Genomic DNA, 26,202 nt, shown 5'->3' with positions numbered 1-26,202 from the left:
GCGTCGGTGCTCACGAATTCCAGCATTCGCTGCGCTCCGATGCTCGGCCTTCCTAGACTGCAAGGGTTTTCAATCACGCTGAAAGGATGACAAAATCCCAAAACTAAAAGTCGTTTTGGGATTTTGTCAACAATCGGCGGCTGCCGTAATGAACGGCAGCCGCCTCAAATTAAAATACTTGCTCAACTTCAATGACGCCCGGAACTTCTTCTAAAAGGGCGCGCTCAATTCCAGCTTTAAGGGTGATCGTGGAACTTGGGCAGCTTCCGCATGCGCCGAGCAGGCGAAGCTTGACGATGCCATCTTCAACATCGACGAGTTCACAGTCACCGCCGTCGCGGAGTAGAAATGGACGAAGTTTGTCCAGCACTTCCTGTACTTGTTCTTTCATTTCGACCTCTGTCGTCATTCGTATCGCTCCTTTCAAATCATACAACCATTATATTCAGTCGAACAATAAAAAGCTATTGTTTGGTTTCAATCGTTTTCCCACATATTATATCATATTTGCCGGCAAAGACAAAAAGCGATTTTCATTTCAATATGGAGCGAAAGGACAAAATAGAATAAAATAAAAGACAAAGAGAAAGGAGCTGCCGCTGATGAAAAAACAAGCCGAGCTTTTTGTTTACGGTGCCGACGTTCTTTGTCCAAGCTGTGTCAACCTTCCGTCATCAAAAGAAACGTATGAGTGGCTCGAAGCCGCCCTGAAAAGAAAATATCCCGACCAGCCTTTCTCGATCACGTACATTGATATCCATCAGCCGCCGGAAAACGATCCTGAAAAACAGGAAATCTCCGAAAAAATCCTGAACGACGAATATTTTTATCCGCTCATCATGGTCGGTGATCAAGTAGTCGGCGAAGGAAATCCGAAGCTGAAAGACGTGTATAAAGAAATGGAAAAGCAAGGTTATAAGCCTGCATGATAAACAGCAAGGGACAGATCTGTCCCTTGCTGTTTTATTTTTTATGATTGTACTTTTCTTAAAGCGGACAGACTAACTACCAGCCGAATCGTCAATAAGGAGGGATAGCCAGCATGTCCAGCATTGAGGGTCAAATCATGTCAGGCGATTTTGATGACGAAATGAATGTTTTTTCGTTAAAGAAAATCAAGCAGTTTCAAACGCAGACCAGCTTGAAAGAAAACCAGCTCAGGGCTTTGCAGCAGTATTTAAGGCAGCATGAGCATGACGAGGGAGGACAGATCATCACCCTCTACGATCAAATGCTTGTCCCTTTATCGCAAGATGATATTAAAGCCTTGCTGCATGACTTAACAAAAGTCCAGTCATTATATCATTAATGAAAAGCCCTTTTCCCATTTATACTCGTTTTCCGGCTCTGATGTCATCCGTCATTCCGGGATAAGGGGCTTTTGAAATCAGATCTTCATTATCGATTCCGGCATTTTCAATGAATGTGATATCGGCGAATTCCGGTACGACATATTTTGGATACGTCTCATATTTTTCGCGCGATTCTTCCATTAAGTCGATGTGGTCATTTTGATAGCAGACTGTGATATCAGGGCGTTCATGAACCCATTTAGGGAAGAAGATGATGCCGTGCATCCGCTTTTCATTGGGCATGAAATTCAAGGAAACGTCAGTCCCTGTCGGTTCTGTCCATGATACTTTATAGACGCCTTCAGTCAGCTTGACGATATCGGCTTTTTGATCGCGAACCCAGCGTCCCCCGACCATTCCGCTGTGAATGCGGTAATCAATGGTATGGTCATTTTTAATGTAGATTTCATATTCCCATCCGTTTTCATACGTATAGATCATATGGCTTCCGACAAACTCTTTGACATCTTGATTCATATGAACCGCTCCTTATTTGTTTATTGTAAAATCGAACATGTTGATATTTACATATATAATTATAAAATGTCATCAAAAACAATGTCAAACGAAAATACTTTCTGAGAGATTTGCAACAATACAGAAAATGGTTACGATTGATGTCAGAATTTTGAGTTATTTTAGGAAATTAAGCCAATATTTAGAAAAGTGATTGTCAAAAAATAAGCGATTCTGTAAAATGAAAAACAACCCATAAAAAGGAAGAGACATGGGAGGAAAGGAAGGATAAACGATTGAAGACAAAAATTGCTTATGAGGAAGTCGCGGGAATGCTTAATCAATGGTATGTCATGATCAAGCGCCATGAAGTGGCACAAGCGGTCTCGATTAAATACGACATTGAGCACCGGCTGCCGAATATGGAAGAAAATCAAGATCTGCTTCTTTATTTTAATCTTTTAGACTATCGGCACAAACTGCTGACAGAAGAGTTTGCAGCTTCCACCAAATTGTTCGAAGATATTCAGGAGCAAAAAGCAGATATGCAAAGCACAGATGACATGATCGAATATTATTATTTCTTTTTCGCAGGCATGTACGAATTTCATAAAAAGGATTATACAAATGCCATCAATTATTATAAACTAGCCGAAGAAAAGCTCAGAACAATCCCCGATCAAATCGAAATCGCCGAATTCCATTACAAACTGGCTATCGCCTACTATCAAATCAAACAGAATTTCCTCTCCTTAAACCATGCAAAAACAGCTCTAAAAACCTTCAAAACACATGATGACTATATTCAAAAAGCGATCAGCAACGATATGCTGATCGGAGCAAATAAACTCGATTTATTTCGTTTTGATGAAGCCGAACAGCATTACAAGCAAGCCCTAAAAGACGCGGCACTGATCAAGCACCACGTTCTCCTCGGTATGGCTCACCACAACTTAGGATTGAGCTATGTCAATCGCAATCTCCTCACCTTGGCCGAACATCATTTCAAAGAAGCGCTGCTTATCAAAGAGCATGAAGAATCGGTTTACGGCATCCACTCCATGTTTGAACTGACACATGTGCTATACAAATCAAATGTTGTCAAAGAAGCCCGCAAATTGTATGAAAAAGGATTTTTCCGCGCGGAAAAAGCAGGAGAAAGGGAATATTTGTCGAAATTTAAACTTATTCATGCTCTGTATGATGAACAGGATCCACTTACGGTTGAACATGCTTTAGAATATCTTAAAACGATCAATCTCTGGACGGATGTAGCGGAATTAACATTTGATATCGCACTTTACTATAAAGAAAATGGAGATGCAGACAAAGCTGCCGAATATTTTGAAGAATCTCATCATGCAAGAGACCAAATTCTTAAAAGAACGGAGGAGCTAAAGTGAAAAAGATGATTGCCGTTGCGTTGACTGCCGTCTTTGCCAGCCTTGTCGTTTTAAGTTTTTCGTCTCAGCCGAAGGGAAATGCCGAGTTTGCCGGTCGCGCCATTTTTCTTGACGATAAGCCGGCCCAGCTGATGGCGGGCAGAGCGATTTTTCTCGACAGCTTTGATGGTAAAGCGCCTGCAGCTTTGCAAAAGACTGCATAACCTGATTTGTTGCCGTACAAGCTGTTAAACTGGCGCCGAAGGCGGCGCCCTTTTTTTATGCAGCAATGAGAGACAAGGAGTCAGTACATGATACATATTCAAAATAAATCCGATACAGCGGTTATCGTGCTGCACGAAATATACGGGATTAACCGGCACATGCACGATGTTTGCCAATTGATAGCTGAGCAGGGCTTTGATGTTATTTGCCCCAATTTGTTAAATCGGGATCAACCGTTTGAATACGCTGAAGAAAAAGCGGCTTATCTTTTTTTTATGGAAAACGTCGGTTTCCCCGGTCTTTTGCGCAAAATAAATACAATCATATCCAAGCTGGATCGTCAATATCGCAAGATCATCTTACTCGGGTTCAGCGTCGGAGCAACCGCTGCCTGGCTTTGCAGCGAAGATGAGCGTGTCAATGGGATCGCCGGATACTACGGCTCCCGGATAAGAGACTATCTGAACATATCGCCTTCATGTCCGGCACTGCTTTTTTTCCCGGAAAAAGAGCAGTCCTTTGACGTTGCCGCGTGTATATCCCAATTGGAATCAAAGAATGTCAAAACGGTGAAGCTGAAGGGTGAGCATGGATTTAGCGACCCGTATTCCGTAAAATACAACCGGCAGTCCTCGCAAATTGCTTATGAAACGATGATGGAGTTTTTAATAGCTTTATAAAAAGCGGACAGGCATGGAAACGCTATAATAGGTATGACGCTCAATTCAAGAAAGCTCGCCGATGACAAGGGGGCTTTTTTGAGTAGAATCTTATCTGTGGGAATTCGAATGAAGCTGTTCCAAGGATAGACTTATTACAAAGGGTTCATTTGCGAAACAAAGTTCTAGCATCATTTTAATTTTAGGAGGGAGCAACATGGAAGCTTTTGCAGAATATTTAGAAGGAATTGATCACCCGGAACATCGAGCCCGGATGGAGGAAGTGTTGAGTTGGACAGCGGAGACATTTCCAAATTTAACGCCGAAAATCGCCTGGAATCAGCCTATGTTTACCGATCACGGCACTTTTATTATCGGTTTCAGCACAGCGAAACATCACCTGGCTGTTGCCCCTGAAAGCGCGGGAATTGATCGGTTTACTGAAGAAATCGTGCAGGCCGGCTATGATCATACGAAGCAGCTTGTCCGTTTCCGCTGGGATCGTCCGGTTGATTTTTCATTACTTCAGAAAATGATTGAGTTTAATATTGCGGATAAGGCGGAAATAAAAAGCCAAAAATAAGGGGCATTCTCTCATGAAGGCGAGAGAGCGCCCTAATTAAAAAACGCTAAGGTTTCGAGCAATCTTATCCGTTATGATGCTTATACATCCAAAGCAAGCCCGATTTCAGCAGGCGAGGCACTCTGCCGATCAACGGCCGTTCGGCAACTAAACCGAAGCCGGCTTTTTTGCCGAGTGAACCGAGGACGCCTTTCAGCTTGAATTTTGGCATCGTTTCAGGAAGAGGTTCGCCTTTCCAGCGCAGTTCAAGCACTTGGACGATTTGTTCCGCCTGGGCTTCAGCCAGCTGTGCGCTCGGCGCGTGAGGCAGGCTTGCGCAGTCGCCGACAACATAAACGTGTTCGTCTCCCGGCAGGTTATGGTGCGGTGTCAGGACGACACGCCCTTGCGGATCTTTTTCCACATCGAGATCCCGAACGACTTGATTCGGCTGTATCCCCGCTGTCCAGACGATGGCATCGGCGTGAATCGGGTCGTCATGATTGTAGACGATGCCTTCTTCCACCTTTGTGATGTTGGCGCAGTTGATAATCTTGACGCCGTGCTCTTCAAACCAGCTTTGAACATATTTGCTCAAACGCTTCGGGAAGCTCGATAAAATTAATTCTCCCCGGTCAAAAAGGATGATGTTCAAATCCTTTCGGCTTTCCCTCAGCTCGCTCGCAAGCTCAACGCCGCTCAGTCCTGCCCCGACGATCGCAACGGTGGCTTCTGCATTTAAGTTGTTGAGCGCCTGGTACGTGCTGCGTGATTGATCGATTGTCTGAATGCTGTAGGTATGTTCAGGCGCCCCGGGAACATTGTGATATTTATCTTCACAGCCGAGTCCGATGACGGTGTCATCATAAGATATCGGCTCTCTGTCATGAAACAAAACCTTCTTCCCTTCCAAATCAACAGACGAAATCGTCCCGTATTCAATCTTTAACTTCGGGTGATCCGGGAAGGACACTCTGATATGATGATCGGAAATCGTCCCCGCAGCCAGTGCGTAGTACTCCGTTTTCAAACAATGGTAAGGGTTTTTGTCGATTAAAGTGATCATCACATCATCTGGCAGCTGGTTAGGCAGCAAACGATGAATGATCCGCATATTTCCGTACCCGCCGCCGAGCAAGACTAAATTTCTCATTGGTAATTCCCCTTTTCCCCTCAGATTAAGAAACTAACCTTTTTCATTGCAAAATTAAAAAACTATGTAAATACCCTCTAGAATTATATCTAATTTGATGTAAAATCACAATATTTCTCGGGAAAATAACCTACATATCCGCCTCGAATCGATAATTAGTAAAACCCTTTAAAGTATTAATATGTTACAAAAGCTTTATTCCTCAGCCTAAAACTTTGACTATTGAAACGTAAATAGGGTACGATAAAAAAGCGATGTGAGGTGAAATAAAGTGTTTCCAATCGTTGAGTTTTGCGTCAGCAATCTTGCCCAAGGTTCTCAGGAAGCAAAAGAAATATTGGAGAAAGATCCGAATCTGGACGTCGTCGAATACGGCTGCCTGAGTTACTGCGGACAATGCATGCAGACCATGTATGCTCTTGTAAACGGAGAAATGGTGACAGCGAATAATCCGGCTGAATTGGTCGAAAATATATACAAGTTCATTGATGAAAATGAACTTATTTAAAAACGGGGTCATCTTGGTGATCTCGTTTTTTCATGCAAAGCCTTTGTTTGAAAGGGTTTACATAAAAAGAGAAAAAATTCTTAAAAATTTTTGTGGACAGGCCAATCATTAATTGTTATCTTAATAAAAGTTTAAAAAATAATAAGAGGTGTGGTCATGAACATTTTATGGGGACTTCTTGGTATTCTGGCGATTTTCGCGATTGCTTTCCTGCTTTCTGAGCATAAACGCAAAATTAACATAAGAACGATTTTAATCGGTTTGGCGATGCAGCTCCTGTTCGGATTCATCGTTCTCAAATGGGAAATGGGGCGGGAAGTGTTTCTTTCGTTTACGAAAGCCGTTCAGCATCTCGTCAATTATGCGAATGAAGGAATCAGCTTTCTCTTCGGGCCTCTCTTGCAAGTAGGCGACAGCGCTGCCTTCGCTTTAAGCGTTCTTCCTGTTATCATCTTCTTTTCATCGCTGATTGCGGTTCTTTACCACTTACGGATCATGCAAGTCATCATCCGCTTTATCGGCGGCGGATTGGCAAAACTGCTCGGAACAAGCAAAACGGAATCTCTTTCTGCAGCTGCCAATATCTTTGTCGGACAAACTGAGGCGCCGCTTGTGATTAAGCCGTTTATCGCAAACTTAACAAAGTCGGAGCTGTTTGCCGTTATGACAGGCGGACTCGCATCAGTGGCCGGTTCTGTTTTGTTCGGTTACGCCCTTCTTGGGGTTCCTCTCGAATATTTGCTTGCAGCGAGCTTTATGGCTGCACCTGCGGGCTTGATTATGGCAAAAATGCTTATTCCCGAAACTGAAAAATCGAAAATTGAAGAAAAAGATATTCAAATGGCTGAAGATGAAGACGCAGCAAATGTCATCGATGCCGCTGCAAAAGGGGCATCAACAGGTCTTTCTCTTGCTTTGAATGTCGGCGCGATGCTGCTTGCATTTGTTGCTTTGATTGCCGTTTTAAACGGAATTCTTGGAGGAATCGGCGGATGGTTCGGTTTTAAAGACCTTTCGCTTGAATTCATTCTCGGCTATGTATTTGCACCTCTCGCCTTTGTCATCGGCGTCCCTTGGGATGAAGCAGTTCAGGCCGGAAGCTTTATCGGTCAAAAGCTCGTGCTGAATGAATTTGTCGCTTATTCCAATTTTGCTCCGATGTTTGATCAGCTTTCCGTCAAAACCGCTTCGATTATCAGCTTTGCGCTGTGCGGTTTCGCAAACCTGTCTTCTGTGGCGATTTTGCTCGGAGGATTGGGAGGAATGGCGCCGAACCGCCGTTCCGATATCGCCCGTCTCGGCTTGAAAGCCGTTGCTGCCGGAACATTGGCCAACCTTACAAGCGCGGCGATCGCCGGTATGTTTATCGGATAACATGATAAAAGCTCCCTGCATATGAACGCAGGGAGCTTTTATGTATGAAAAACGGGGGATAGCCATATTGTATCCATCCCTTTCAGCTTTTATACTAGAAGAAAGTAAAAAAATGTGGAGGCGGCTATGAATTCTTTTCGTTTTACTAAAATGCACGGCTTAGGAAACAGCTATATATACGTCAATCAGTTTGAAGAACATCTCCCTGAGGAGCTGTTGTCAGATTTGGCCGTCAAAGTGTCTTCCGTTTACACCGGAATCGGTTCAGACGGAATGATACTCATCTGTCCTTCAGATCAAGCGCCGGTTAAAATGAGGATTTTCAACAGCGACGGATCTGAAGGCAAAAACTGCGGAAACGGTTTGCGCTGCGTTGCAAAATACGCTTATGAACATAAACTGGTGAAGGAAACATCCTTTTTAATTGAAACTCTTTCAGGCTTGGTAAAGGCTGAGATTGAAGTGAAGGAAGGAAAAGTTGTATCGGCTACAGTCGATATGGGTGAACCGCGCCTTCTCAAATCAGATATGCCAATGCTCGGTGAACAGGGGTCGGAGACGATCAATGAAAAGATGATATTCGGCGGCCGGGAAATGAAAGGTACCGCTGTATCCATGGGCAATCCCCACATCGTCTTTTATTTAGACGATATTGAAAAAGCGCCGCTTACGTCGATGGGACCGCTCATTGAAAAAGATGAAAGGTTTCCGGAAGGGGTTAACGTAGAATTTGTTGAAGTCGAAAACGACAAAGAACTCCATTTCCGTGTATGGGAAAGGGGTTCAGGAATTACCCAGGCATGCGGAACGGGCGCCTGCGCAGCCGCAGTGAGTTCGATACTCAACGGCTATTCCAAACGGGACACGGATATTACCGTCCATCTCGCCGGCGGCGATCTGATCATTAATTGGAAAAATGACGGACGCGTCATGATGACAGGACCCGCTGAAACGGTATGTGAAGGCGAGTTTTTTATATCATGAGTCGGTCCGTTTGAGAAATCGGACGTGCGACTTTATAATAAAGTACACATGAGCTTTTAGGAGGTGTGATGTTATGAGCGAAAAAACAGTTACGGTCACGGAAGCGGCTGCTCTTCATATCAAGGATATGATGAAAGAGCATGAAGAGGAGAACGCATTCTTGAGAATCGGAGTAAAAGGCGGCGGATGCAGCGGCCTGTCATACGGCATGGGTTTTGAACACGAAAAAAACGAAGACGACAATGAATTCGTCCAGCATGGAATCACAGTGCTTGTAGATCAAGAAAGCCTGGATATTATGAACGGTACGGTCATTGATTTTAAACAATCGATGATGGGCGGAGGCTTCACCATCGATAATCCAAACGCCATCGCTTCATGCGGCTGCGGATCATCATTCAGAACCGCAGTGAATGCAGGGAAGCCTGAAGAGTGCTGACATATTGGCATCAGGTCAACGATATGGAATGAGAAAAACGCCTTTCATTGCGATGCATCATCGTGACGAAAAGGCGTTTTATTATGATCTGGGGGGAAAGAAATGAAACTCGTATCAACACTCGGCTTGTCAAAAGCGGACGTTACCGCGTTTTTTCATAAGCATTGGGGAAGTCCGGACATGGTCAATTCACACGGAACATTCCGCTGCGATGAATTGGAAGGATTCGCTGTGACAGATGAAAAAGGCGATATAAAAGGTCTGATTACGTACTTCATCGCCGGAAACGAATGTGAAGTCGTCTCCTTGGACAGTATTGCCGAAAACAAAGGGATCGGCTCACTCCTTTTAAACGAAGTGGAACGTGCTGCAAAGCGAAAACAGTGTCAATCGATTAAACTGATCACGACGAACGATAATATGCGGGCGTTTATGTTTTATCAAAAGAGAGGCTATACAATGGCCGAGCTGTATGTAAACGCAGTTGAAGAAGCAAGAAAAGTAAAGCCTGTAATTCCCTTTGCCGCTGATAACGGCATTCCGATTCGGGATGAGATTCTTTTGGTAAAAGATTTAACATAATCTGTTTTCCGCTTCGCTCGGGAAATGCCGGAAGGAAGCAATGCAGCCACCCCGCTCAAGTGCTGAGCAAGGTTTTTGCAACGGGGCTTCCGGAACAATCGTGTTTATTTCTGGTTAAAGATTCGGTTGAGATTGCTCGTGTTGTTGGTGATTGAGGTGATATAGCGGCTTCCGCTTACCATTTCCTTGTTGCACAGAGGGCATAGAGGGCGATCGCTACTCGTGAAATTTTTTCTCATCCATCCGTTGCAGTCCTCAGCGGTACATTCCCACGTACTGATATCTTCCTTTGGCAAAGGCTCTTGATTGCGATTGTTGTAGTAAGACATATCGTCACTTCCTAACAAGGGTTTTTTGGAGTTCATTTAAGAATATTTTGTGAATCTTAAGACATTCTATTCGTCAATTTGTTATTCTATACTGGACAGGTTTATTTAGGGTCCAAGCCCAGTAAAGAAAAGGGGTTCAACCATGGAAAAAATCAACTGCAGAAGCTGCGGCGGGCTTACGCCTTACGATTCAAAAGTCTGTGAAGCATGCGGCTGCGAAAAACCGCTTCCAAAAGCACAGAAAATTACGGACCGGATTGTCTTGACTGCGGCGGGAGTGGTCGGTATCTTAACGATTGTGCTGATTTTGGGAACGATCTTCTCATATTTGAATATCATATAATGAAAAGGAGCCGGTGTCAGGCTCCTTTTCATTTTTATTTGTTTTCAAACATGCTTGTAGAGTGCAGCGGCTGCACGCGCGCTTTAGGATCCATGTAAGCTTTTGCATTGTTGACAGCGGTCGGTGCTTCTCCAAATCCGCTGGCAATCAGCTTGACTTTTCCTTCGTATGTGCAGATGTCGCCGGCTGCATAGAATCCCTCGATGTTCGTTTCCATTGTGGACTTGACGACGATCGAATTTTTCTCGATTTCAAGCCCCCAGTTTTTGATTGGTCCGAGAGATGAAACAAAGCCGAAGTTGACGATCACATCGTCGACATCGATGATTTCTTTTCTCTCGCCTTTCACTTCCTCGATGACGATCTGTTCAATCCGCTCGGCGCCGATCAGTTCGGTCGGAACAAACGGTGTCAGCACATTGACTTTTGAATTGTGCAGGTTTTCGACGCTGTGTTCATGTGCGCGGAATTTATCGCGGCGATGAATAATTGACACCTCTTTAGCGATCGGTTCCAGCATGAGCGCCCAGTCGACGGCGGAGTCGCCGCCGCCCAACACCGCAACGCGTTTGCCCGCAAATTGATTCAGATCATCTATAAAGTAATGAAGGTTTGCATTCTCGTATTGAGCCGCAGATTCAAGCTCGAGCTTTCTCGGCTGGAATGCTCCGTTTCCGGCAGTAATAATCACCGTTTTAGAATAGTGGATTTCTTTGTTGGTGACGAGCTTGAAAATGCCGTCTGCTTGTTTTTCAACGCTTTCGACAGCTTGTTCCAGACAAACGGTCTGATCAAATTTCGCCATTTGCTCTTTTAAATTGTCGACCAGCTCCTGAGCGCGGATTTTAGGGAACCCGGCTACATCGTATATGTATTTTTCGGGATACAAAGCGGACAGCTGACCGCCTAGCTGCGGCAGGCTTTCGATAATTTTGACGCTCGCTTGCCGCATTCCGCCGTAAAATGCGGTAAACAAGCCGACAGGGCCGCCCCCGATAATTGTAATGTCATATACTTTTGAGTCTTCACGCATGAAAATAATGCCCCCTAAATGAAAATTGTTCTTAATTATATCATATCACATAAAATAAATACGAGCGCGTCTGTTTTTTTAAGATCGGAAAATATTACCGTCTGATCTAAAGTCTGCCGCCCGAGCATATTTAACCTTGAAAAAGCAAAAGCGAGCGGCTATGATGTAGTTGTGAACATTTTGTTAAAGATTCGTGAATATTTTTCGACGCACAGCCGAAAAACATTCCGTTGTTCGGCAAATTAAAGTGAAGGGTTTCACAAACTTTTTTTCATAAAAAGCCTGAAGCCGGCAGAAGATAACCCAAAGGCTATTTTTAATCCGGCTTAGCAGTAAAATACAGAAAAGGTGGATGTGATTCCGTTGAATAAGCCAAAAGTAGTAGTATTAGGTGCAGGTTATGGTGGATTAATGACCGTTACGAGACTTGTTAAAAAAATCGGCGTCAATGAAGCGGATGTTACGCTTGTCAACAAGCACAATTATCATTATGAGACAACCTGGATGCACGAAGCGAGCGCAGGTACGCTTCATCATGACAGATGCCGCTATCAGATTAAAGACGTCATCAATACATCCCGTGTCAATTTCGTTCAGGATACGGTAAAGAAAATCGATAAAGAAGGAAAGAAAGTCGTCCTTGAAACCGGCGAGCTTAGTTACGACTATCTTGTCGTAGCGCTGGGGGCCGTCCCTGAAACTTTCGGAATTTCTGGATTGAAAGAGTATGCTTTCTCCATTTCAAACATCAACTCGTCCCGGCAGCTTCGCGAGCACATTGAATATCAGTTTGCGACGTATAACACAGAAGCCGAGAAGCGCCCGGAACGCCTGACGATCGTTGTCGGAGGAGCGGGTTTTACCGGCATTGAATTTTTGGGCGAATTGGGCAACCGCATTCCTGAGCTGTGCCGCGAATACGATATCGACCGCCAGCAGGTTCGTTTAATATGCGTGGAAGCCGCGCCGTCCGTTCTCCCGGGCTTTGATCCGGAGCTTGTCGATTATGCGGTCAACTACCTTGAAGGAAAAGGCGTTGAATTCAAAATCGGCACGGCGGTGAAAGAATGCACGCCTGACGGAATCATCTGTGGAAAAGACGATCAGACCGAAGAAATCAAAGCAGGCACTGTCGTATGGGCCGCAGGTGTCCGCGGCAACCCGATCATAGAAGAATCAGGCTTTGAAAACATGCGCGGCCGTGTGAAGGTAAAGCCTGATCTGCGCGTTGAAGGCCATGATGATATATTTGTTATCGGAGACTGCTCGCTGATCATAAATGAAGAAACCGAAAGGCCTTATCCGCCGACTGCGCAGATTTCCATGCAGCAGGGCGAAACGTGCGCAAACAATTTGGCCGCACTGATTCACGGCAAAGAAACGGAAACGTTCTCATTCGATAATAAAGGCTCTGTCGCTTCTCTCGGCGAACATGATGCAATCGGCGTCGCATTCGGGAGAAAGATGACGGGAACGACGGCGTCCATGATGAAAAAAATCATCGACAACCGCTCGCTGTTCCTGATCGGCGGGCCGGGACTTGTTCTGAAAAAAGGAAAGTTTAAATTTTTCTAAGCGGAATCGAAGCCTGCAGCGGAAGCTGCGGGCTTTTTATTCGGGGTTTAAAAACTTCAAAAACGAAAGAAAAAGGAAGAAAGCTTAGCTTTTAAGCGCTTACATCAAATGATCTGTTATATTTTCTGACTTTATTATTGACAATGTTCATGATATATTATCAGAAAATTAAGAAAAAGGTGAGTAACTAATGAAGACGACATCAACCCATCGCCTTGAATCAACCTGTCCATTTTGTTCGGGAAAAGGCTATTTTCAGCTTCTGCTCGGTGGTTCGGAAACGTGCAACAACTGCAAGGGAACGGGAAAAGACCGCTGATCGCCGCTTTCCAATGATTGACTCAAGTTCCTTCCCCAATGTACACTAAAAGAGGTGAATTGGGGGTGGAGGCTTTGATTAGTTTACCAGTTGTCATCATTTCAGTTGTCTTATTTTTCGTCCTGTTTTTCGGCATCGGTTTTCTGCTGAATATGCTGCTCAGGATGTCATGGATCATGGCTGTCATTTATCCAATTGTATGCCTTTTCATTGTGAATAAAGAAAAGCTGATTCGCTATGTAGAGGCGCCGGGAGAGGCATTTTCCGGCCTTTTTGACAGAGTGGCTTCATTGGCAGCTGCCGATATCATCATTTTAGCCAGCGGAATGGCCGGAGCCCTGTTGTCGGGTGTTACGATTAAAGCGTTGCGAAAAAGGGGATATCAAATGTTTTAAGCCTTCTTCTTCAAGGGAGAGGGTTTTTTGAATTTAATTTTTTCACTTTTCTTAAAATTTTTCCGCCATCTGAATATTTCTGTTTCCGCTTGGAAACAACTAGATGGTGAGAGGAGTGGAAGATTTGAGAAAAGTGATGACAATGTTCCGGCGTTTCTTGATGACAGTTTTGTTTGTCTTTGCTTTTATGACGACCTTCTTTGCCGTTTCAGGCGTGGAAGCACAGGACATATCCAGCTGGGCGAAAGAACGCGATCTGTCCTTGAAACAGCTGATGCTCACCTTTAAATCACTTCCGAAAGAAAAAGCGGAAAAAACGTCTCTGTCTGCCGCAGAACAAATTAAAAACAAACCGAAATCGCTTGAAGATGCCTTTGACTGGACCAAGTATCCGAAGCAAAAAGTCACCGCGACCGGATATACAGCAGGGGCGGAATCGACGGGAAAACAGCCTCATCATCCAGATTACGGGATTACATATTCGGGAGTCAAAGTTAAAAGAGATTTATATTCAACCGTTGCTGCCGACCCGTCGGTCTTTCCGATCGGCACGATATTGTTCATACCGGACTACGGCTATGGCGTTGTTGCGGACACCGGATCAGCCATCAAAGGGAACCGGCTTGATTTGTACTATGAGACGGTTGAAGATGTTTATAAAGAGTGGGGCAAAAAAACACTTGATGTTTATGTCATTAAAAAAGGAAACGGCACCATTACCGAAGAGGATCTCCTGAAACTGAATGAAAATAAATCGATGCAAGTATTCAGACAAAAATATAAAATGGCGAAAGAATAAGAAAAAACGTTTAAGACCTGTGCGTCTTAAACGTTTTTTTGCTCTACATCAATAAGTAATCGAGAAGCAGCGTCAGGGCAATGCCGGTCAAACCGCCGAAAAAAACTTCAATCGGCTGATGGCCGAGCAGTTCCTTCAGCTTCTTCTGTTTTTCTTCCTGATGGCTTTTAGGGAAATCCTTCGCTTCGTTGACAAAGCGGTTGAAATCGCGGACAAGCCGGTTGATCACTGTTGCTTGTTCTCCGGCATGTCTTCTCACTCCGGTTGCATCAAACATCGTAATAACGGCAAATATTGCGGAAACGGCGAACAAAGAAGAATCCATCCCGTGATCAAGAGCCACGCCGGTTGAAAGCGCCGTAACGGCTGCTGAGTGTGAGCTCGGCATTCCGCCAGTGCTTGTGACGAGCCGCCAATCCCATTTTTTAGAGACGACAAAGTAAATGGGCACCTTGATAAACTGAGCGAAAAAGATCGCGGCAAAGCTCGCCAGTAAAGGAAAGTTTGTGAGGATTTCCATTTTGCAGAACATCCTTTCTATAAAGAAAATAGAGATGAATTCAAAAAAGCACTCAGTTATTTGCTAAAATATATAATATGAAACCCCATCGGGAAAAAATGTTTTTCCTATTATAACATTGTTGTTTCAATTTTACTCACTTTGCTGATAAGGAGCTGTGAACGCATGTTTTATGCCTTTAAAGACTTCGAAAAAAAAGAAACGCTTTTAATCGGACTGTTTAAAAAAAGCCAGCTGTACGGGAAGGCGGAAGAAATCGACCGCCTTTTGGACGGCCAGCTTTCTCAGCTGCTGAAAGACGGGGATGTATCTTCCAAAAAAACGAAAGTGTCTAAAATATTTACCCCTTCCCTTCAGGGAGTCAAACGCATCTATATCGTCGGATTGGGCCGTGAAGCGGAATTTACATTCGAGGATGCGAAACAGTGCTTTGCCGAAGCTGTTCAGCAGATTCACAAAGATCGAAAGCAGGAGTTAACCGTCATGCTCGACAGCTTCGTATCTGAAGAGGTACCAGCCGCTGACGCCGCGCATGCATTGGCTGAATCGTGCATGCTGTCATGCTATGAAGTGCAGGATTACAAGCACAGAGCAAATGTACCTGATCAATGCCTGCAAAGCGTCTATGTTTTGACAGACCATGACCTGAAGGAAATTCAGGCGAGTCTGCATGTCGGGCAGGTGTACGGAAATGCGACGAATTCGGCGAGAACCCTCGTGAACATGCCGGGGAACATGCTGACAGCGGCGGATCTCGCGTCATACGCCGCTGAATTGGCAGCAAAATACGAATTTGAATGTGAAATTCTCGAAAAGGCTGAAATGGAAGAGCTCGGGATGGGCGGTCTCCTCGCGGTCAACCAAGGATCAGAAGAGCCGCCGAAAATGATCGTCTTAAAATATCAGGGAAAGGAAGCATGGGATGATGTCATCGGTTTAGTCGGTAAAGGGATCACGTTTGATACCGGCGGCTATTCGATTAAGACGAAGAGCGGCATTGTCGGAATGAAGTCAGATATGGGCGGAGCCGCCAGCGTTTTGGGAGCGATGGAAGCGATCGGTGAATTAAGGCCGGAACAAAACGTGCTTGCCGTGATCCCATCGACTGATAACATGATTTCGGGAAGCGCAATGAAGCCGGACGATGTTATCGTTTCCTTGAGCGGCAAGACGATTGAGATCTTGAATACGGACGCCGAAGGAAGGCTGGCGCTCGCTGACGGACTGACATATGCAAAGCACCACGGAGCCTCCGTGTTGATCGATGTCGCGACACTGACCGGAGGTGTCGTCGTAGCTTTGGGAACGGAAACGACAGGCGCGATGACAAATCATGATCCGCTTTATCAGCAGGTGAGACAGGCGGCTGAAGAAGCGGGAGAAGCGATTTGGCAGCTTCCGATTACAGAAAAAGACAAAAAAAGAGTAAAAAACAGCCAAATGGCCGACCTTAACAATTCACCGGGCAGGGAAGGCCATGCGATTATGGCCGGAACGTTCCTCGGTGAATTCGCCGAGCGGACGCCATGGGTTCACCTTGACATCGCCGGAACGGCAACGACATCTCAAAGTTCATGCTTTGGACCGAAAGGCGGAACGGGCGTGATGGTAAGGACGCTTGTCACGTTTGTCGAGCGGTTTTCGGATCAATTGTAGGTTTTTATCCCCTTTGACAGAAGGGGATTTTTTTTATGAAAAATACAGAAGAGCCTCATTGACGCATTCATAAAACATGTGGTAATATACGTTCATTACTTTAATTATCTACTACATTAGCAAACTAAAGCGTTTGTTCGGAGGTTTCAAATATGAATGCAGTTGTGATTGCTGTTATTGTCATGCTTATATTAAGCCTGCTGCGAGTCAATGTTGTTCTTGCCTTGATTGTGGGCGCTCTTGCAGGAGGTCTGACGGGCGGTCTCGGTCTCGGCCAGACGGTCAGCGTATTCACGGAAGGACTCGGCGGGAACGCAACCGTCGCTGTCAGCTACGCGCTCCTCGGCGCATTTGCGGTCGCTTTGACGAAAACGGGTCTTCCGGATGCCATGGTTGAAGCTGCTGTCAAGCTGATCGGCAAAGAAGGCGATACAAGGCGCAAAACCCTTTCAAAAGCGCTGATCGTTTTCGTGATTTTAATCATTTCTTGTATGTCTCAAAATATCGTTCCGGTTCATATCGCATTTATCCCTGTTTTAATACCGCCGCTATTGAAAATTTTGAATGAGCTGCAAGTGGACCGCCGCCTGATTGCGTGTGCGATGACATTCGGATTGACAGCTCCGTATGTTTTGCTTCCCGTCGGCTTCGGCCAGATTTTCCAGGGGATTTTGAAAGACAATATGAAAGATGCCGGCCTTTCGGTCACATTGGCTGATATTCCGATCGCCATGATCATCCCGATCGCCGGGATGATTGCCGGTTTGGCTGCTGCTGCTTTTGTGTACCGCAAACCGCGCACGTACGAAATGAAGGAAATCGCCGGTCAAAAATCGGCGGCTTATACGAAAAAAAGCCTTTCGATTGCCGCTTTGGCCATCGCTGTATCACTAAGCGTACAGCTTTATTTGTCTCAAAGTTTAGACGTCGACGGAATGATCTTCGGCGCGCTCAGCGGTTTGGCGGTCTTGTTTTTAAGCGGAGCGATGAAGCGCGGCGAAGCGGACGAATTGATCACAAACGGCATGAACATGATGGCGTTTATCGGATTTGTGATGCTGGCCGCCGCCGGTTTTGCCAATGTGCTTGAGAAAACGGGCGATGTCAAAGCTCTTGTTGAAGCGTCAACAGGTTTCATCAACAATAATCAAGTGATCGGTGCATTGCTGATGCTGATTGTCGGTTTATTGATCACAATGGGGATCGGTTCATCATTTGCGACGATTCCGATTATCGCAACGATATTTGTGCCGCTTTGCATGCAGCTTGGCTTCAGTCCGATGGCGACCATCGCTATTATCGGGACGGCGGCGGCTCTCGGGGACGCCGGTTCACCTGCGAGCGACAGCACGCTTGGCCCGACATCAGGCTTAAATGCAGACGGACAGCACCACCACATTTGGGACACTTGTGTTCCGACATTCATCTTTTATAATATTCCGCTGATTTTGTTTGGCTGGATCGCGGCGATTGTTCTTTAAAAAAATTCCCCTCACTTTGAGGGGAATTTTTTTCTATGTTTGTTAAAATAAAAAGAGAACCGCACCGCCTGCTCTTAATCAATAGGTCGGGTTTCTTCTGAAGCCTGCGCCTTTTTGAACCGCCCGGAAAACCTTTGAGGCGAGCGCGGCGAGCAGAACGGAGAATGCCAAGTCTTTCACGAAGAACCAGGTCATCATCTTCCAAACGGCTGAATAAGACAACGGTGTATTGAGCCAAGTTGAAAACGCGAGATACGTATAATTGACGCCAATCAGATAAATGATTAGTGTACCGATCAATGAAGCTGTGAAAAAGTGGCCTGTTCTCGGTTCTGATACTTTGTCCGTGATCCAGCCCGCGGCATATGCGGCAGGAATGTAGGATAGAATAAATCCGGCGCTTCCTTTGAAAAGAACGGAAATACCGCCTGAAAAAGAAGCGAATACGGGAGCGCCTACAAAGCCGACTAACGCATAAACGATCATGGACAGCGCACCTAATTTGCGGCCGAGCAGAAGCCCGGCAAGCAGACAGAAGAAAGGCTGCATCGTAAGCGGAATACCGCCGATTTGCAGAAACGGGGCAAACGAAGTGATATTAGCGCCGATCCCCATGAGGGCGGCAAACATTCCGATAAGCGCCATATCAGCGGCGCGAAGTTTCTTTTTATTCATGATCTTTGTTCCTCCTCAGTGATTCAACACAACCTTATCGTAAGAGATCGTAAAATAGTTTGTCAACCACTTTTTAAATAAAGTTAACAAAGGGGGTTCTTTCGTGTTTTTTGGAAAAACAAAACCGCACAAGTCCGACAGGGTGCCTCCAAACCAAAATGTCACGACATCTTTTCCTGTTCTTCATGCAGGCGATGTTCCGGAATACAAAGACCTCTCAAAATGGAATTTGCAAGTCTACGGACTTGTCGAACAGCCGCTCCTGCTGTCTTTGAATGATCTGCATGACATGCCGCAGAGCGAAGTGTCCAATGATATTCATTGTGTAACAGGCTGGTCCAGGCTCGATAATGTCTGGGAAGGGATCAAAACAAAGGAGATCGCTGAAAGAGTAAAGCCGCTTCCCGAAGCCAAATTTGTCATCTTGCATGCAGAGGAAGGCTGGACGACGAATGTTCCGCTCGAAGACTTCTTAAAGAATTCGTCTCTTTTGGCTCATTCCCACAACGGCGCCCCGCTCACACCGGAGCACGGTTTTCCGCTCAGAGCGGTCATGCCGCATCTGTATTTTTGGAAAAGCGCCAAATGGCTGAGGGGCATTCAGTTTACAAAGGAAAACCATCCGGGCTTTTGGGAGAAAAACGGGTACCATATGAGGGGAAATCCTTGGAAAGAAGAAAGGTACAGCTTTGATTAACGGGGGGAGGATGAAATGTTTTTCGTACAGCTGCTCATATTTTGCATGCTGACCGTATGTTTTTGGCTTTTGATCGCATCATTCAAGAAAAAGGCTTTTGCTGTTTTATTAGCGCTGACAGCAGCGGCGATTTTGCCGCTGTTTGCCGCAGCCGGCGATGCCTCAGACAGGACGCTGTGGAGAATCGTTCTGTTTGCGGTGATCCCTGTTTCTGTGATTACCGCAAAATTGATTCAGGATCGGCGGAAAACGGAATAAAAGAAAAAGACAGAGTCTCGGAGCTGTTTCCCGGGGCTCTGTCTTTTTGATGCTATGCACCGGCGGCTGACGACGAATTTTCGATCGCAAGCTCTGCCGGAACGTAATCATAGTTTAAGTCTCTGGCTACGGCTTCATAAGTGATATGGCCGTTTGCTGTGTTTACGCCGGCTTTTAGCGCACGGTTTTCAAGTATCGCTTTTTCCGCGCCCTTATTTGCGATTTCAAGCGCGTACGGAACCGTTACATTCGTCAGTGCGACTGTGGATGTCCGCGGAACGGCCCCGGGCATGTTGGCAACGGCGTAATGGACGATTCCGTGTTTGACATAGGTCGGATTGTCGTGGGTTGTGATGTGATCCACCGTCTCGACGATGCCGCCTTGATCGATTGCGACGTCAACGATCACCGAGCCCGGTTTCATCTGTTTGACCATCTCTTCCGTCACCAAAGTCGGCGCTTTGGCACCCGGGATCAGCACCGCGCAGATAAGGAGATCGGCATCAGCGACGGCATCAGCGATGTTGACTGGATTGGACATCAAAGTTTTGATTTGGTTGCCGAATTGATCATCAAGCTGGCGCAGACGTTCCGCGCTTAAATCGATCATCGTCACGTCGGCTCCCAGACCCGCCGCGATTTTTGCCGCATTTGTGCCGACAACGCCTCCGCCGATAATCGTCACTTTCCCGCGCGCGACTCCTGGTACCCCGGCCAATAGTATGCCTTTTCCGCCTTTCGGCTTTTCAAGGAACTGGGCGCCGATTTGAGCGGCCATCCGCCCGGCTACCTCTGACATCGGCGTCAGTAAAGGAAGGGAGCGGCCGTCGCTGACCGTTTCATAGGCAATGGCTGTCACGCCTTTTTGCTTTAATGCTTCAGCCAGGGAAGGCTCTGCGGCCAGATGCAGATAAGTGAACAAGATAAGCCCTTCTCTAAAATACGGATATTCTTCAGGAAGCGGCTCTTTGACTTTCATCACCATATCAGCTGCTTCCCAGACGGCTTTCGCCTGTTCTGAGATCTCCGCTCCCACTGAGACGTAATCTTCATTTTCAAACCCGCTTCCAGCCCCCGCGTCTTTTTCGATGATGACGCGGTGTCCTGCCGCGATCAGTTGAGAAGCTGCACCGGGAGTCAAGGCAACACGGTTTTCATTGTTTTTGATTTCCTTCGGTACGCCGATAATCATCCCATCATTCCTCCTTTTTCTGTAAAAATGTTGTTGTTTTAGTTTATACTGACTTTTTAGAATTTTCTTTGTTTGAATCGAAAAATAAAAAAACATGCATTTGTGGAATTTCACAAATGCATGTTGCGAAGCTTGATTTCCAGATAAATCGTAAATTTTTCATTGATGTTTTTTAAATCGATTTCGGCGATTTTACTGATGCGCTTCAGCCTGTAGTTCAGCGTGTTGACGTGAATGTTCAGCTTTTTGGCGGCGGTGTTGACGTTGCTGTCGCATTCGATAAACTGCTCAAGCGTCTCGACAAGATTGGAGTGGTGCTCCTTGTCATATGCTTCAAGCTGCATTAAAGAATAGTTTGGATAGCTTGCGTGTTTCCGTTTTTCGCTGAGCACGTCGAGATACTGATAGATGCCGAGTTCTGAAAAGCTGACGAGCTGCCTTGTTTCTTCGGGAAAACGCTCCTTGACCTTCAGCGCCGAGAGCGCTTCCTGATAAGACTGGTGTACAAGGGTGATCAAGCTGTACATTCCGCCGATCGCAATCGTGCAGTTGTTCAGTTTATAGCGCTCTTCAAGCTGCTTTTGTATATTCGCGGCAAATTGCTTTAAATCATTGAACGGCTGTCCCTTTTGCCCCGTTTTTGGCGAAGCGAGGACAATCAGCTCATTATAATCGATTGTAGCCAGAAGAATTTGCACCTGCTGCGTCGTCTCCAGCAAGTAGTGGAGCTGTTTTTCGGTTTTTTCTTCGATTTCGTCTTTCAGCCGGATGATGATGACCGAGTAAGTTGAAGGTACCCCGATACCAAGCTGATGAAAGCCGTCGGAGATCTCCTGATCTTCCGAAATATGCCCGGTCAAGAGCTTCCAGAAAAATTCCTGGCTGCGCTGTTCATTTTTTCTTTTTCGGACTTGATAAGGCAGCAGCTTGTTTTTGACGGAATCCGCAGCCAGCTTCAAAAGATGAAGCTCGTCTTCCGACAGCGTTTTTTGGCTTTCCAGCGCCCAGATAAAACCGATAACCTCGCTGTTTTTCCAGATTGATATCGCCACGCGGCTCGACAGGCCGACTTCATCGATTTGCTCGACCCTGATCGGTTCGTCGGTTTTCATCAAGGCGGGAATCGTTCCATCTTTCCAAAGCTTGTTGATGACCTTTTCCGGCACGCGTCTTCCGATGATCGTTGACGTTCTCGCCGGGTCCGTGTAGTCGCTGTGGGTGCTGTAAGCAAGGAGGCGGTGGTTGACGTCTTCTATCGTAATCGGACAGTCCAGCACTTCGCTGATATGATCTGCCACTTCTTCTAAACGGTCATATTGATATTTAAAAGGATTGTTTCGATTGTTCATAAAAAAACCCCTACTTTTATGTTTGCATGAAAAAATTTTGACATATACCCATCTTACTTTTATTATGAATATAGTTGTTTGTTAAAATCAACAAAAAAGTCGCTGGCGATTTATTATTTTTCATAAACGTAGCGATGTATTACACCAAATTTAATTATTCTGAAATAAGAGGAGTAGGAACATTGGCGATTCTAGAGAAAATCAACGGCTTTTTATGGGGAGTCCCGGGCATCATTCTGCTTGTGGGAACCGGTTTATTTTTGACGTTCATCCTGCGGGGGCTTCAATTTAAAAGATTGATATATGCATTCAAACTTGCATTCGGGAAAGAGAAAGAATCAGCCGGAGCAGACGGTGATGTCAGCAATTTCAAGGCGCTGATGACGACGCTTGCCGGAACGATCGGAAACGGGAATATTGCCGGTGTAGCCACGGCGATTACGGTTGGAGGTCCGGGGGCTTTGTTTTGGATGTGGCTCGTCGGTCTTTTAGGGATGGCTACGAAATACAGCGAAGCATTGCTCGCCACGAAATACCGCGTCAAAAATGAGCGGGGCGAATATTCGGGCGGACCGATGTACTATGTCGAAAAAGGGCTCGGGAAGAAGTGGAAGCCGCTTGCCGTTTTATTTGCATTGTCAGGTGTGCTTGCCTCTTTTGGAATCGGGGATTCCGTCCAGTCCAACACGATTTCGGAAGTCGTCACACACAGCTTCGGAATTCCAGGCTGGATCATCGGTCTTGTGCTCGCGATATTGACAGCCGCGATCATCTTCGGCGGTTTTCAGCGTGTCAGCACGGTTGCGAGCATTTTCGTGCCGGTCATGGCGATTCTTTATATCGGCGGCTCACTGATCATTATCTTCCTTCATTATGATCAAATCATTCCGGCGTTCCAGCTGATTTTTTATCACGCCTTCAATCCGGTGTCAGCCGCTGGGGGCTTTACAGGTGTAGTCGTGTCTGAGGCGATCAGAAACGGCATGTCGAAAGGAATCTTTTCAAATGAAGCGGGTCTTGGTACCGCTGCTTTGATCGCAGGAAACGCGAAATCCGATCACCCCGTCAAGGCTGCTTTGGTTGCGATGACGGGAACATTCATCGTCACATTGATCGTATGTACAATGACCGGGCTCGTCCTCATTATTACGGGATTTTGGGATCCTTCAGGCGGTCTGCTTTCTGGTGTTGCCCACGATACATCGCTTGACGCCGGCGCGCTGACAAACGCCGCGTTTGCTTCTTCGCTCGGAGCCGCGGGTAAATACATCGTGACGTTTTCAGTTATTTTCTTCGGCTATTCAACCATTGTCGGTTGGTATGTATATGGAGAAAAATGTCTGGAATATTTAGTTGGTTTAAAATGGGTGCCGGTTTACCGTGTCGTTTATGTCATCGCTGCATATTACGGTGCAGTCGCAAGCCTCAATACTGTATGGGCTTTTGCCGACATGGCGAACGCATTAATGATGATCCCGAACTTAATCGCCCTTGTGCTCTTATGGAAAGTCATTCGGGCGGAAACTGACGATTTCTTTTTGCACCATTATAATAAGGAAAAACAAAAATCAGCCGGCTTGAAAGCGGGCTGATCGAGACAAGCCTGCCTCTCTTAGAGGCGGGCTTTTTTTGCGCTTATGCAATCCTTCCTTTATCCTATGGAAACGGTTCAGACCCAAGTGGGTACACAGAACCATGTCATTTGATTCAAATGTTACGAGAGAAGAAAATTGAGATAATTTTACTAGATTTCTATAATTTTTGCTGGGTGGAAATAGAGGAATGATAAACCTTTAGACTCATTTTGTAAAATAACAACAGATTTGTTTGACTGTGCCTCAATCTTGTTTTTATAATAAAAGCGTTCAAAAAAATAAGTTATTTAGCCCATATCTAGGGCGAATAGCGCAGGAGGTATAAGGAATATGTCAGGAATCATTCGTGTTACGCCGGCTGAATTGCGGCAAATGGCTGACAGATATCAAAAAGAAAGCGGAGATGTGACTGAACAGGTCAATCAGCGCCTTGATCAAATGATCAACCAGCTTCAAGATATGTGGGAAGGTGAATCAAGCCGTGCGTTCTCAGAGCAATATCAAGAGCTAAGACCTTCTTTTATTAAAATGGCTGAACTTCTAAGCGACGTTTCTAAACAACTTCATCAGACTGCTAACACTCTTGAAAGCACTGACCAAGACATCGCTAGCCAAATCCGCGGCTAATTTACAGATTAGAAGAATGAGAGAAGCGCCTAATTCAAAAGAAGATGACGGCGCTTTTTCTATTGAGAGGTGATGAACTGGTGTATGTTGACATTACCATCGATTTAAAACATTACGACGGCAGCGCCTTTGACCTCAGACTGTCGGATTACCATTCTGTTAAAAAGGTAATCGACATCGCGTGGCAAGCCAAAAGCATACCGGTACCTCCCCGGGAAGGCTACTGGGTAAGGGTGACAAATAAAGATGCCGTTTTTTCAGGCGAATATACATTATCGCAATGCGGAATTACGACAGGTGACCGCCTGGAAATTTTATGAAAGGATCTGGGTGAATGGCAGAGAAAAAGAAAACGTATCTCGAAGACCAATTAGAGGCCGTCATGACGAAAGAAGACGGTTCATATATCTTTCGTTTTCAAAGAGAAAAGATCAATCTTGTGAACGGCTTGGAAGCAAACGTCATCAAAGAAGTCGATCCTTCCTTTAATAAAGAAACCGTCATGACCGATGATGAAGTCCAAATTTTGATTCAGCCTCCTTCCGAATATAAAGAATTTCGTTATATAAAAGGAAAAAATAAAAAAAGCAAATGGCTTTTTGCGTACCAGCTCGTGAAAGCCGTCGAAGAACATTCAATTAAAAGGCTGCACCTGATCGCTGCGCCTGAAAATATTGTTTTTGACAAAGGATTAACACCTAAATTTTTACATTATGGAGTGAAAGAAAGCATTCCGCCATATGAACACGACGAAGAAAGACTTTTCAATGAAGTGAAAGCCGCCGCTGCGCTTGCTGTCGATGGGCAGTTTACTTTTGAAGAGTATTTAAAATACAGCGAAACCATCAAGTTTTCAGACCAGGTAAAAGACATCATCACAAGCGGGACGTACGGCGATTTGAAAGCCGTCATTCAAAAGAAGATCGATGAACTGGATGCCGAAGAAAAAACGCTTGTCCATCTTCCGAAAAAGAAATGGAAGATTCAAAGGTACATAGGGTTAGGACTTATTTTATGCTTAATACCGGCTGTTTTATTTTCCTTCTACTCATTATTCTTTGCACAACCGAAACAGCAGGCGTTTATCGAAAGCAACCGCTACTTCTTAAATAAACAGTACAGCAAAGTCATCAGTACGCTTGATAAATATGATGCCGGCGAGATGCCTGATTCTGTTCAATATCAGCTGGCTTATTCGTATATCATCGTTGACAATGTACTGAAGGAAGCGGATTTACAGGAAGATGCTATGAAGAGCCTGACGCTTCAAGTCGATCCGAATAACTTCCTTTATTGGATTCAGATCGGACGCGGCGCCAATAAAGAAGCGCTTGAGACGGCCCGTAAGCTGGAAAACAATGCACAGATTATGTTGGCACTTATGAAATATACAGATGACATTAAAGCTGATGATAAATTGTCCAGTGATGAGAGGCAGAAACAGCTGGAACCGCTCGAAAAAGAACTTGAAGAATTGAAGCGGACAGCAGATGAACAGAAAGCTAAAACTGATGAAAACCAGCAGGCAAACACCGAGCAAAGCCAGGCGGACGTAGAAGCCGCAAAGGCTGAAAAGGAGAAAGCCGAGCAAGAGCAGGCGAAAAAAGAAAATAAAGAAAAGGAAGACAAAAAGAAAAAAGATGATAAATAAAAGCGAAAACACCTGTTGTTGGCAGGAGGCGG

General features: G+C 45.4%; 32 protein-coding genes and 1 pseudogene. 24 read left to right on the top strand and 9 right to left on the bottom strand.

The genetic code is table 11. The annotated features are described in order from the left end of the window. Nucleotides 1-169: 169 nt before the first annotated feature. Nucleotides 170-468 (bottom strand): annotated as a pseudogene (locus M1D67_RS17690) (NifU family protein). Between the two features lie 134 nt (nucleotides 469-602). Here M1D67_RS17690 and M1D67_RS17685 point away from each other — a divergent pair. Next, on the top strand, nucleotides 603-929 hold the full coding sequence (locus M1D67_RS17685; protein WP_075213854.1) for a YuzD family protein: 327 nt from the start codon (nucleotides 603-605) through the stop codon (nucleotides 927-929). A 113-nt stretch (nucleotides 930-1,042) separates the two neighbouring features. After that, nucleotides 1,043-1,309, top strand: coding sequence for a hypothetical protein (locus M1D67_RS17680; RefSeq protein ID WP_023856183.1), 267 nt, complete (start codon nucleotides 1,043-1,045; stop codon nucleotides 1,307-1,309). A 19-nt stretch (nucleotides 1,310-1,328) separates the two neighbouring features. On the opposite strand, the gene M1D67_RS17675 is transcribed toward M1D67_RS17680, so the two are convergent. Then, complete coding sequence (locus M1D67_RS17675) at nucleotides 1,329-1,829, bottom strand: phenolic acid decarboxylase (protein WP_009329528.1); 501 nt, start codon at nucleotides 1,827-1,829, stop codon at nucleotides 1,329-1,331. A 275-nt stretch (nucleotides 1,830-2,104) separates the two neighbouring features. Between M1D67_RS17675 and M1D67_RS17670 the strand changes: the two genes are divergently transcribed. The 4 genes from M1D67_RS17670 (at nucleotide 2,105) to M1D67_RS17655 (ending at nucleotide 4,657) form a co-directional block, all read left to right on the top strand. Further along, nucleotides 2,105-3,211, top strand: a complete 1,107-nt coding sequence (locus tag M1D67_RS17670; RefSeq protein ID WP_020452833.1) for a Rap family tetratricopeptide repeat protein — start codon at nucleotides 2,105-2,107, stop codon at nucleotides 3,209-3,211. Nucleotides 3,212-3,216: 5 nt separating this feature from the next. Beyond that, the gene (locus M1D67_RS17665; protein ID WP_154495611.1) at nucleotides 3,217-3,414 is read left to right on the top strand and encodes a hypothetical protein; all 198 of its coding nucleotides are present in this window, start codon (nucleotides 3,217-3,219) and stop codon (nucleotides 3,412-3,414) included. An 87-nt stretch (nucleotides 3,415-3,501) separates the two neighbouring features. Beyond that, nucleotides 3,502-4,095, top strand: a complete 594-nt coding sequence (locus M1D67_RS17660; protein ID WP_105981203.1) for a dienelactone hydrolase family protein — start codon at nucleotides 3,502-3,504, stop codon at nucleotides 4,093-4,095. 196 nt (nucleotides 4,096-4,291) lie between these two features. After that, on the top strand, nucleotides 4,292-4,657 hold the full coding sequence (locus M1D67_RS17655) for an iron chaperone (RefSeq protein ID WP_479831413.1): 366 nt from the start codon (nucleotides 4,292-4,294) through the stop codon (nucleotides 4,655-4,657). 64 nt (nucleotides 4,658-4,721) lie between these two features. Here the strand turns inward: M1D67_RS17655 and M1D67_RS17650 are convergent, their stop codons facing one another. Further along, a complete protein-coding gene (locus M1D67_RS17650) occupies nucleotides 4,722-5,789 on the bottom strand; it encodes an NAD(P)/FAD-dependent oxidoreductase (protein WP_105979864.1) in 1,068 nt (355 codons plus the stop codon). Nucleotides 5,790-6,060: 271 nt separating this feature from the next. On the opposite strand from M1D67_RS17650, the gene M1D67_RS17645 reads away from it, so the two are divergent. The 5 genes from M1D67_RS17645 (at nucleotide 6,061) to M1D67_RS17625 (ending at nucleotide 9,676) form a co-directional block, all read left to right on the top strand. Then, nucleotides 6,061-6,297 (top strand): YuzB family protein, encoded by a 237-nt coding sequence (locus M1D67_RS17645; RefSeq protein ID WP_003184941.1) that lies wholly within the window; start codon nucleotides 6,061-6,063, stop codon nucleotides 6,295-6,297. A gap of 156 nt (nucleotides 6,298-6,453) precedes the next feature. Beyond that, nucleotides 6,454-7,671, top strand: coding sequence for a NupC/NupG family nucleoside CNT transporter (locus M1D67_RS17640; protein ID WP_080131492.1), 1,218 nt, complete (start codon nucleotides 6,454-6,456; stop codon nucleotides 7,669-7,671). A gap of 126 nt (nucleotides 7,672-7,797) precedes the next feature. Continuing rightward, nucleotides 7,798-8,655: a diaminopimelate epimerase gene (gene dapF / locus M1D67_RS17635; RefSeq protein WP_025809778.1), complete on the top strand. Its 858-nt coding sequence runs from the start codon at nucleotides 7,798-7,800 to the stop codon at nucleotides 8,653-8,655. 73 nt (nucleotides 8,656-8,728) lie between these two features. After that, nucleotides 8,729-9,094 carry a HesB/IscA family protein gene (locus tag M1D67_RS17630; RefSeq protein ID WP_020452825.1) on the top strand — a complete coding sequence of 122 codons (366 nt, stop codon included), beginning with the start codon at nucleotides 8,729-8,731 and terminating at the stop codon, nucleotides 9,092-9,094. A gap of 102 nt (nucleotides 9,095-9,196) precedes the next feature. Beyond that, complete coding sequence (locus M1D67_RS17625) at nucleotides 9,197-9,676, top strand: GNAT family N-acetyltransferase (RefSeq protein WP_479831412.1); 480 nt, start codon at nucleotides 9,197-9,199, stop codon at nucleotides 9,674-9,676. 104 nt (nucleotides 9,677-9,780) lie between these two features. Here the strand turns inward: M1D67_RS17625 and M1D67_RS17620 are convergent, their stop codons facing one another. Then, the gene (locus M1D67_RS17620) at nucleotides 9,781-10,005 is read right to left on the bottom strand and encodes a cold-shock protein (protein WP_020452823.1); all 225 of its coding nucleotides are present in this window, start codon (nucleotides 10,003-10,005) and stop codon (nucleotides 9,781-9,783) included. A gap of 142 nt (nucleotides 10,006-10,147) precedes the next feature. On the opposite strand from M1D67_RS17620, the gene M1D67_RS17615 reads away from it, so the two are divergent. After that, the gene (locus M1D67_RS17615; protein WP_020452822.1) at nucleotides 10,148-10,348 is read left to right on the top strand and encodes a hypothetical protein; all 201 of its coding nucleotides are present in this window, start codon (nucleotides 10,148-10,150) and stop codon (nucleotides 10,346-10,348) included. A 34-nt stretch (nucleotides 10,349-10,382) separates the two neighbouring features. Here the strand turns inward: M1D67_RS17615 and yumC are convergent, their stop codons facing one another. After that, nucleotides 10,383-11,381 carry a ferredoxin--NADP reductase 2 gene (gene yumC / locus M1D67_RS17610; protein WP_023856177.1) on the bottom strand — a complete coding sequence of 333 codons (999 nt, stop codon included), beginning with the start codon at nucleotides 11,379-11,381 and terminating at the stop codon, nucleotides 10,383-10,385. 357 nt (nucleotides 11,382-11,738) lie between these two features. On the opposite strand from yumC, the gene M1D67_RS17605 reads away from it, so the two are divergent. From M1D67_RS17605 to M1D67_RS17590, 4 genes are all read left to right on the top strand, one after another. Further along, a complete protein-coding gene (locus M1D67_RS17605) occupies nucleotides 11,739-12,956 on the top strand; it encodes an NAD(P)/FAD-dependent oxidoreductase (RefSeq protein ID WP_026580067.1) in 1,218 nt (405 codons plus the stop codon). Nucleotides 12,957-13,146: 190 nt separating this feature from the next. Further along, nucleotides 13,147-13,275, top strand: a complete 129-nt coding sequence (locus M1D67_RS17600; protein ID WP_023856176.1) for a YuiA family protein — start codon at nucleotides 13,147-13,149, stop codon at nucleotides 13,273-13,275. A 74-nt stretch (nucleotides 13,276-13,349) separates the two neighbouring features. Then, nucleotides 13,350-13,670 (top strand): YuiB family protein, encoded by a 321-nt coding sequence (locus tag M1D67_RS17595; protein ID WP_011198260.1) that lies wholly within the window; start codon nucleotides 13,350-13,352, stop codon nucleotides 13,668-13,670. 133 nt (nucleotides 13,671-13,803) lie between these two features. Beyond that, nucleotides 13,804-14,469, top strand: coding sequence for a 3D domain-containing protein (locus M1D67_RS17590; protein WP_023856175.1), 666 nt, complete (start codon nucleotides 13,804-13,806; stop codon nucleotides 14,467-14,469). A 43-nt stretch (nucleotides 14,470-14,512) separates the two neighbouring features. Here the strand turns inward: M1D67_RS17590 and M1D67_RS17585 are convergent, their stop codons facing one another. Continuing rightward, on the bottom strand, nucleotides 14,513-14,989 hold the full coding sequence (locus tag M1D67_RS17585) for a divergent PAP2 family protein (RefSeq protein WP_003184918.1): 477 nt from the start codon (nucleotides 14,987-14,989) through the stop codon (nucleotides 14,513-14,515). A 165-nt stretch (nucleotides 14,990-15,154) separates the two neighbouring features. Between M1D67_RS17585 and M1D67_RS17580 the strand changes: the two genes are divergently transcribed. Then, complete coding sequence (locus M1D67_RS17580) at nucleotides 15,155-16,645, top strand: leucyl aminopeptidase (protein ID WP_020452817.1); 1,491 nt, start codon at nucleotides 15,155-15,157, stop codon at nucleotides 16,643-16,645. 152 nt (nucleotides 16,646-16,797) lie between these two features. Further along, a complete protein-coding gene (locus tag M1D67_RS17575) occupies nucleotides 16,798-18,126 on the top strand; it encodes a Na+/H+ antiporter family protein (protein WP_023856173.1) in 1,329 nt (442 codons plus the stop codon). A gap of 78 nt (nucleotides 18,127-18,204) precedes the next feature. Here M1D67_RS17575 and M1D67_RS17570 read toward each other — a convergent pair whose 3' ends face one another. After that, nucleotides 18,205-18,801 carry a biotin transporter BioY gene (locus M1D67_RS17570; RefSeq protein WP_326455266.1) on the bottom strand — a complete coding sequence of 199 codons (597 nt, stop codon included), beginning with the start codon at nucleotides 18,799-18,801 and terminating at the stop codon, nucleotides 18,205-18,207. 103 nt (nucleotides 18,802-18,904) lie between these two features. On the opposite strand from M1D67_RS17570, the gene M1D67_RS17565 reads away from it, so the two are divergent. After that, entirely contained in the window at nucleotides 18,905-19,498 is a 594-nt protein-coding gene (locus M1D67_RS17565) for a sulfite oxidase-like oxidoreductase (RefSeq protein ID WP_059231512.1), read from the top strand. 15 nt (nucleotides 19,499-19,513) lie between these two features. Continuing rightward, nucleotides 19,514-19,756: a hypothetical protein gene (locus tag M1D67_RS17560; protein ID WP_026580065.1), complete on the top strand. Its 243-nt coding sequence runs from the start codon at nucleotides 19,514-19,516 to the stop codon at nucleotides 19,754-19,756. A 52-nt stretch (nucleotides 19,757-19,808) separates the two neighbouring features. Here M1D67_RS17560 and ald read toward each other — a convergent pair whose 3' ends face one another. Both ald and M1D67_RS17550 read right to left on the bottom strand, forming a co-directional pair. Continuing rightward, the gene (gene ald, locus M1D67_RS17555; protein WP_479831411.1) at nucleotides 19,809-20,948 is read right to left on the bottom strand and encodes an alanine dehydrogenase; all 1,140 of its coding nucleotides are present in this window, start codon (nucleotides 20,946-20,948) and stop codon (nucleotides 19,809-19,811) included. Between the two features lie 110 nt (nucleotides 20,949-21,058). Continuing rightward, nucleotides 21,059-22,297 (bottom strand): PucR family transcriptional regulator, encoded by a 1,239-nt coding sequence (locus M1D67_RS17550; RefSeq protein ID WP_101561512.1) that lies wholly within the window; start codon nucleotides 22,295-22,297, stop codon nucleotides 21,059-21,061. A gap of 182 nt (nucleotides 22,298-22,479) precedes the next feature. Between M1D67_RS17550 and M1D67_RS17545 the strand changes: the two genes are divergently transcribed. The 4 genes from M1D67_RS17545 to essB all read left to right on the top strand — a co-directional run bounded on the left by M1D67_RS17545 (nucleotide 22,480) and on the right by essB (nucleotide 26,170). Next, on the top strand, nucleotides 22,480-23,889 hold the full coding sequence (locus tag M1D67_RS17545) for an alanine/glycine:cation symporter family protein (protein WP_023856169.1): 1,410 nt from the start codon (nucleotides 22,480-22,482) through the stop codon (nucleotides 23,887-23,889). 333 nt (nucleotides 23,890-24,222) lie between these two features. After that, complete coding sequence (locus M1D67_RS17540; protein WP_003184900.1) at nucleotides 24,223-24,519, top strand: WXG100 family type VII secretion target; 297 nt, start codon at nucleotides 24,223-24,225, stop codon at nucleotides 24,517-24,519. A gap of 80 nt (nucleotides 24,520-24,599) precedes the next feature. Further along, on the top strand, nucleotides 24,600-24,839 hold the full coding sequence (gene yukD / locus M1D67_RS17535; RefSeq protein WP_020452810.1) for an ESX secretion system protein YukD: 240 nt from the start codon (nucleotides 24,600-24,602) through the stop codon (nucleotides 24,837-24,839). A 14-nt stretch (nucleotides 24,840-24,853) separates the two neighbouring features. Continuing rightward, on the top strand, nucleotides 24,854-26,170 hold the full coding sequence (gene essB / locus M1D67_RS17530; protein WP_245117748.1) for a type VII secretion protein EssB: 1,317 nt from the start codon (nucleotides 24,854-24,856) through the stop codon (nucleotides 26,168-26,170). Nucleotides 26,171-26,202: the final 32 nt, after the last annotated feature.

The organism is Bacillus sp. PK6-025, from assembly GCF_056530265.1.
This window is presented reverse-complemented; position numbering and strand designations above follow the sequence as displayed.

Excerpts from the sequence above, each read along its gene's own strand:
- yumC (WP_023856177.1), bottom strand. The coding sequence starts at position 11,381 with ATGCGTGAAGACTCAAAAGTATATGACATTACAATTATCGGGGGCGGC.
- M1D67_RS17560 (WP_026580065.1), top strand. The coding sequence starts at position 19,514 with ATGTTTTTCGTACAGCTGCTCATATTTTGCATGCTGACCGTATGTTTT.
- ald (WP_479831411.1), bottom strand. The coding sequence starts at position 20,948 with ATGATTATCGGCGTACCGAAGGAAATCAAAAACAATGAAAACCGTGTT.
- M1D67_RS17665 (WP_154495611.1), top strand. The coding sequence starts at position 3,217 with ATGATTGCCGTTGCGTTGACTGCCGTCTTTGCCAGCCTTGTCGTTTTA.
- M1D67_RS17615 (WP_020452822.1), top strand. The coding sequence starts at position 10,148 with ATGGAAAAAATCAACTGCAGAAGCTGCGGCGGGCTTACGCCTTACGAT.
- M1D67_RS17680 (WP_023856183.1), top strand. The coding sequence starts at position 1,043 with ATGTCCAGCATTGAGGGTCAAATCATGTCAGGCGATTTTGATGACGAA.
- M1D67_RS17655 (WP_479831413.1), top strand. The coding sequence starts at position 4,292 with ATGGAAGCTTTTGCAGAATATTTAGAAGGAATTGATCACCCGGAACAT.
- M1D67_RS17620 (WP_020452823.1), bottom strand. The coding sequence starts at position 10,005 with ATGTCTTACTACAACAATCGCAATCAAGAGCCTTTGCCAAAGGAAGAT.
- M1D67_RS17675 (WP_009329528.1), bottom strand. The coding sequence starts at position 1,829 with ATGAATCAAGATGTCAAAGAGTTTGTCGGAAGCCATATGATCTATACG.
- M1D67_RS17570 (WP_326455266.1), bottom strand. The coding sequence starts at position 18,801 with ATGAATAAAAAGAAACTTCGCGCCGCTGATATGGCGCTTATCGGAATG.
- essB (WP_245117748.1), top strand. The coding sequence starts at position 24,854 with ATGGCAGAGAAAAAGAAAACGTATCTCGAAGACCAATTAGAGGCCGTC.
- M1D67_RS17540 (WP_003184900.1), top strand. The coding sequence starts at position 24,223 with ATGTCAGGAATCATTCGTGTTACGCCGGCTGAATTGCGGCAAATGGCT.
- M1D67_RS17650 (WP_105979864.1), bottom strand. The coding sequence starts at position 5,789 with ATGAGAAATTTAGTCTTGCTCGGCGGCGGGTACGGAAATATGCGGATC.
- M1D67_RS17660 (WP_105981203.1), top strand. The coding sequence starts at position 3,502 with ATGATACATATTCAAAATAAATCCGATACAGCGGTTATCGTGCTGCAC.
- M1D67_RS17630 (WP_020452825.1), top strand. The coding sequence starts at position 8,729 with ATGAGCGAAAAAACAGTTACGGTCACGGAAGCGGCTGCTCTTCATATC.
- M1D67_RS17600 (WP_023856176.1), top strand. The coding sequence starts at position 13,147 with ATGAAGACGACATCAACCCATCGCCTTGAATCAACCTGTCCATTTTGT.
- M1D67_RS17625 (WP_479831412.1), top strand. The coding sequence starts at position 9,197 with ATGAAACTCGTATCAACACTCGGCTTGTCAAAAGCGGACGTTACCGCG.
- M1D67_RS17580 (WP_020452817.1), top strand. The coding sequence starts at position 15,155 with ATGTTTTATGCCTTTAAAGACTTCGAAAAAAAAGAAACGCTTTTAATC.
- M1D67_RS17575 (WP_023856173.1), top strand. The coding sequence starts at position 16,798 with ATGAATGCAGTTGTGATTGCTGTTATTGTCATGCTTATATTAAGCCTG.
- M1D67_RS17585 (WP_003184918.1), bottom strand. The coding sequence starts at position 14,989 with ATGGAAATCCTCACAAACTTTCCTTTACTGGCGAGCTTTGCCGCGATC.
- M1D67_RS17685 (WP_075213854.1), top strand. The coding sequence starts at position 603 with ATGAAAAAACAAGCCGAGCTTTTTGTTTACGGTGCCGACGTTCTTTGT.
- dapF (WP_025809778.1), top strand. The coding sequence starts at position 7,798 with ATGAATTCTTTTCGTTTTACTAAAATGCACGGCTTAGGAAACAGCTAT.
- M1D67_RS17640 (WP_080131492.1), top strand. The coding sequence starts at position 6,454 with ATGAACATTTTATGGGGACTTCTTGGTATTCTGGCGATTTTCGCGATT.
- M1D67_RS17550 (WP_101561512.1), bottom strand. The coding sequence starts at position 22,297 with ATGAACAATCGAAACAATCCTTTTAAATATCAATATGACCGTTTAGAA.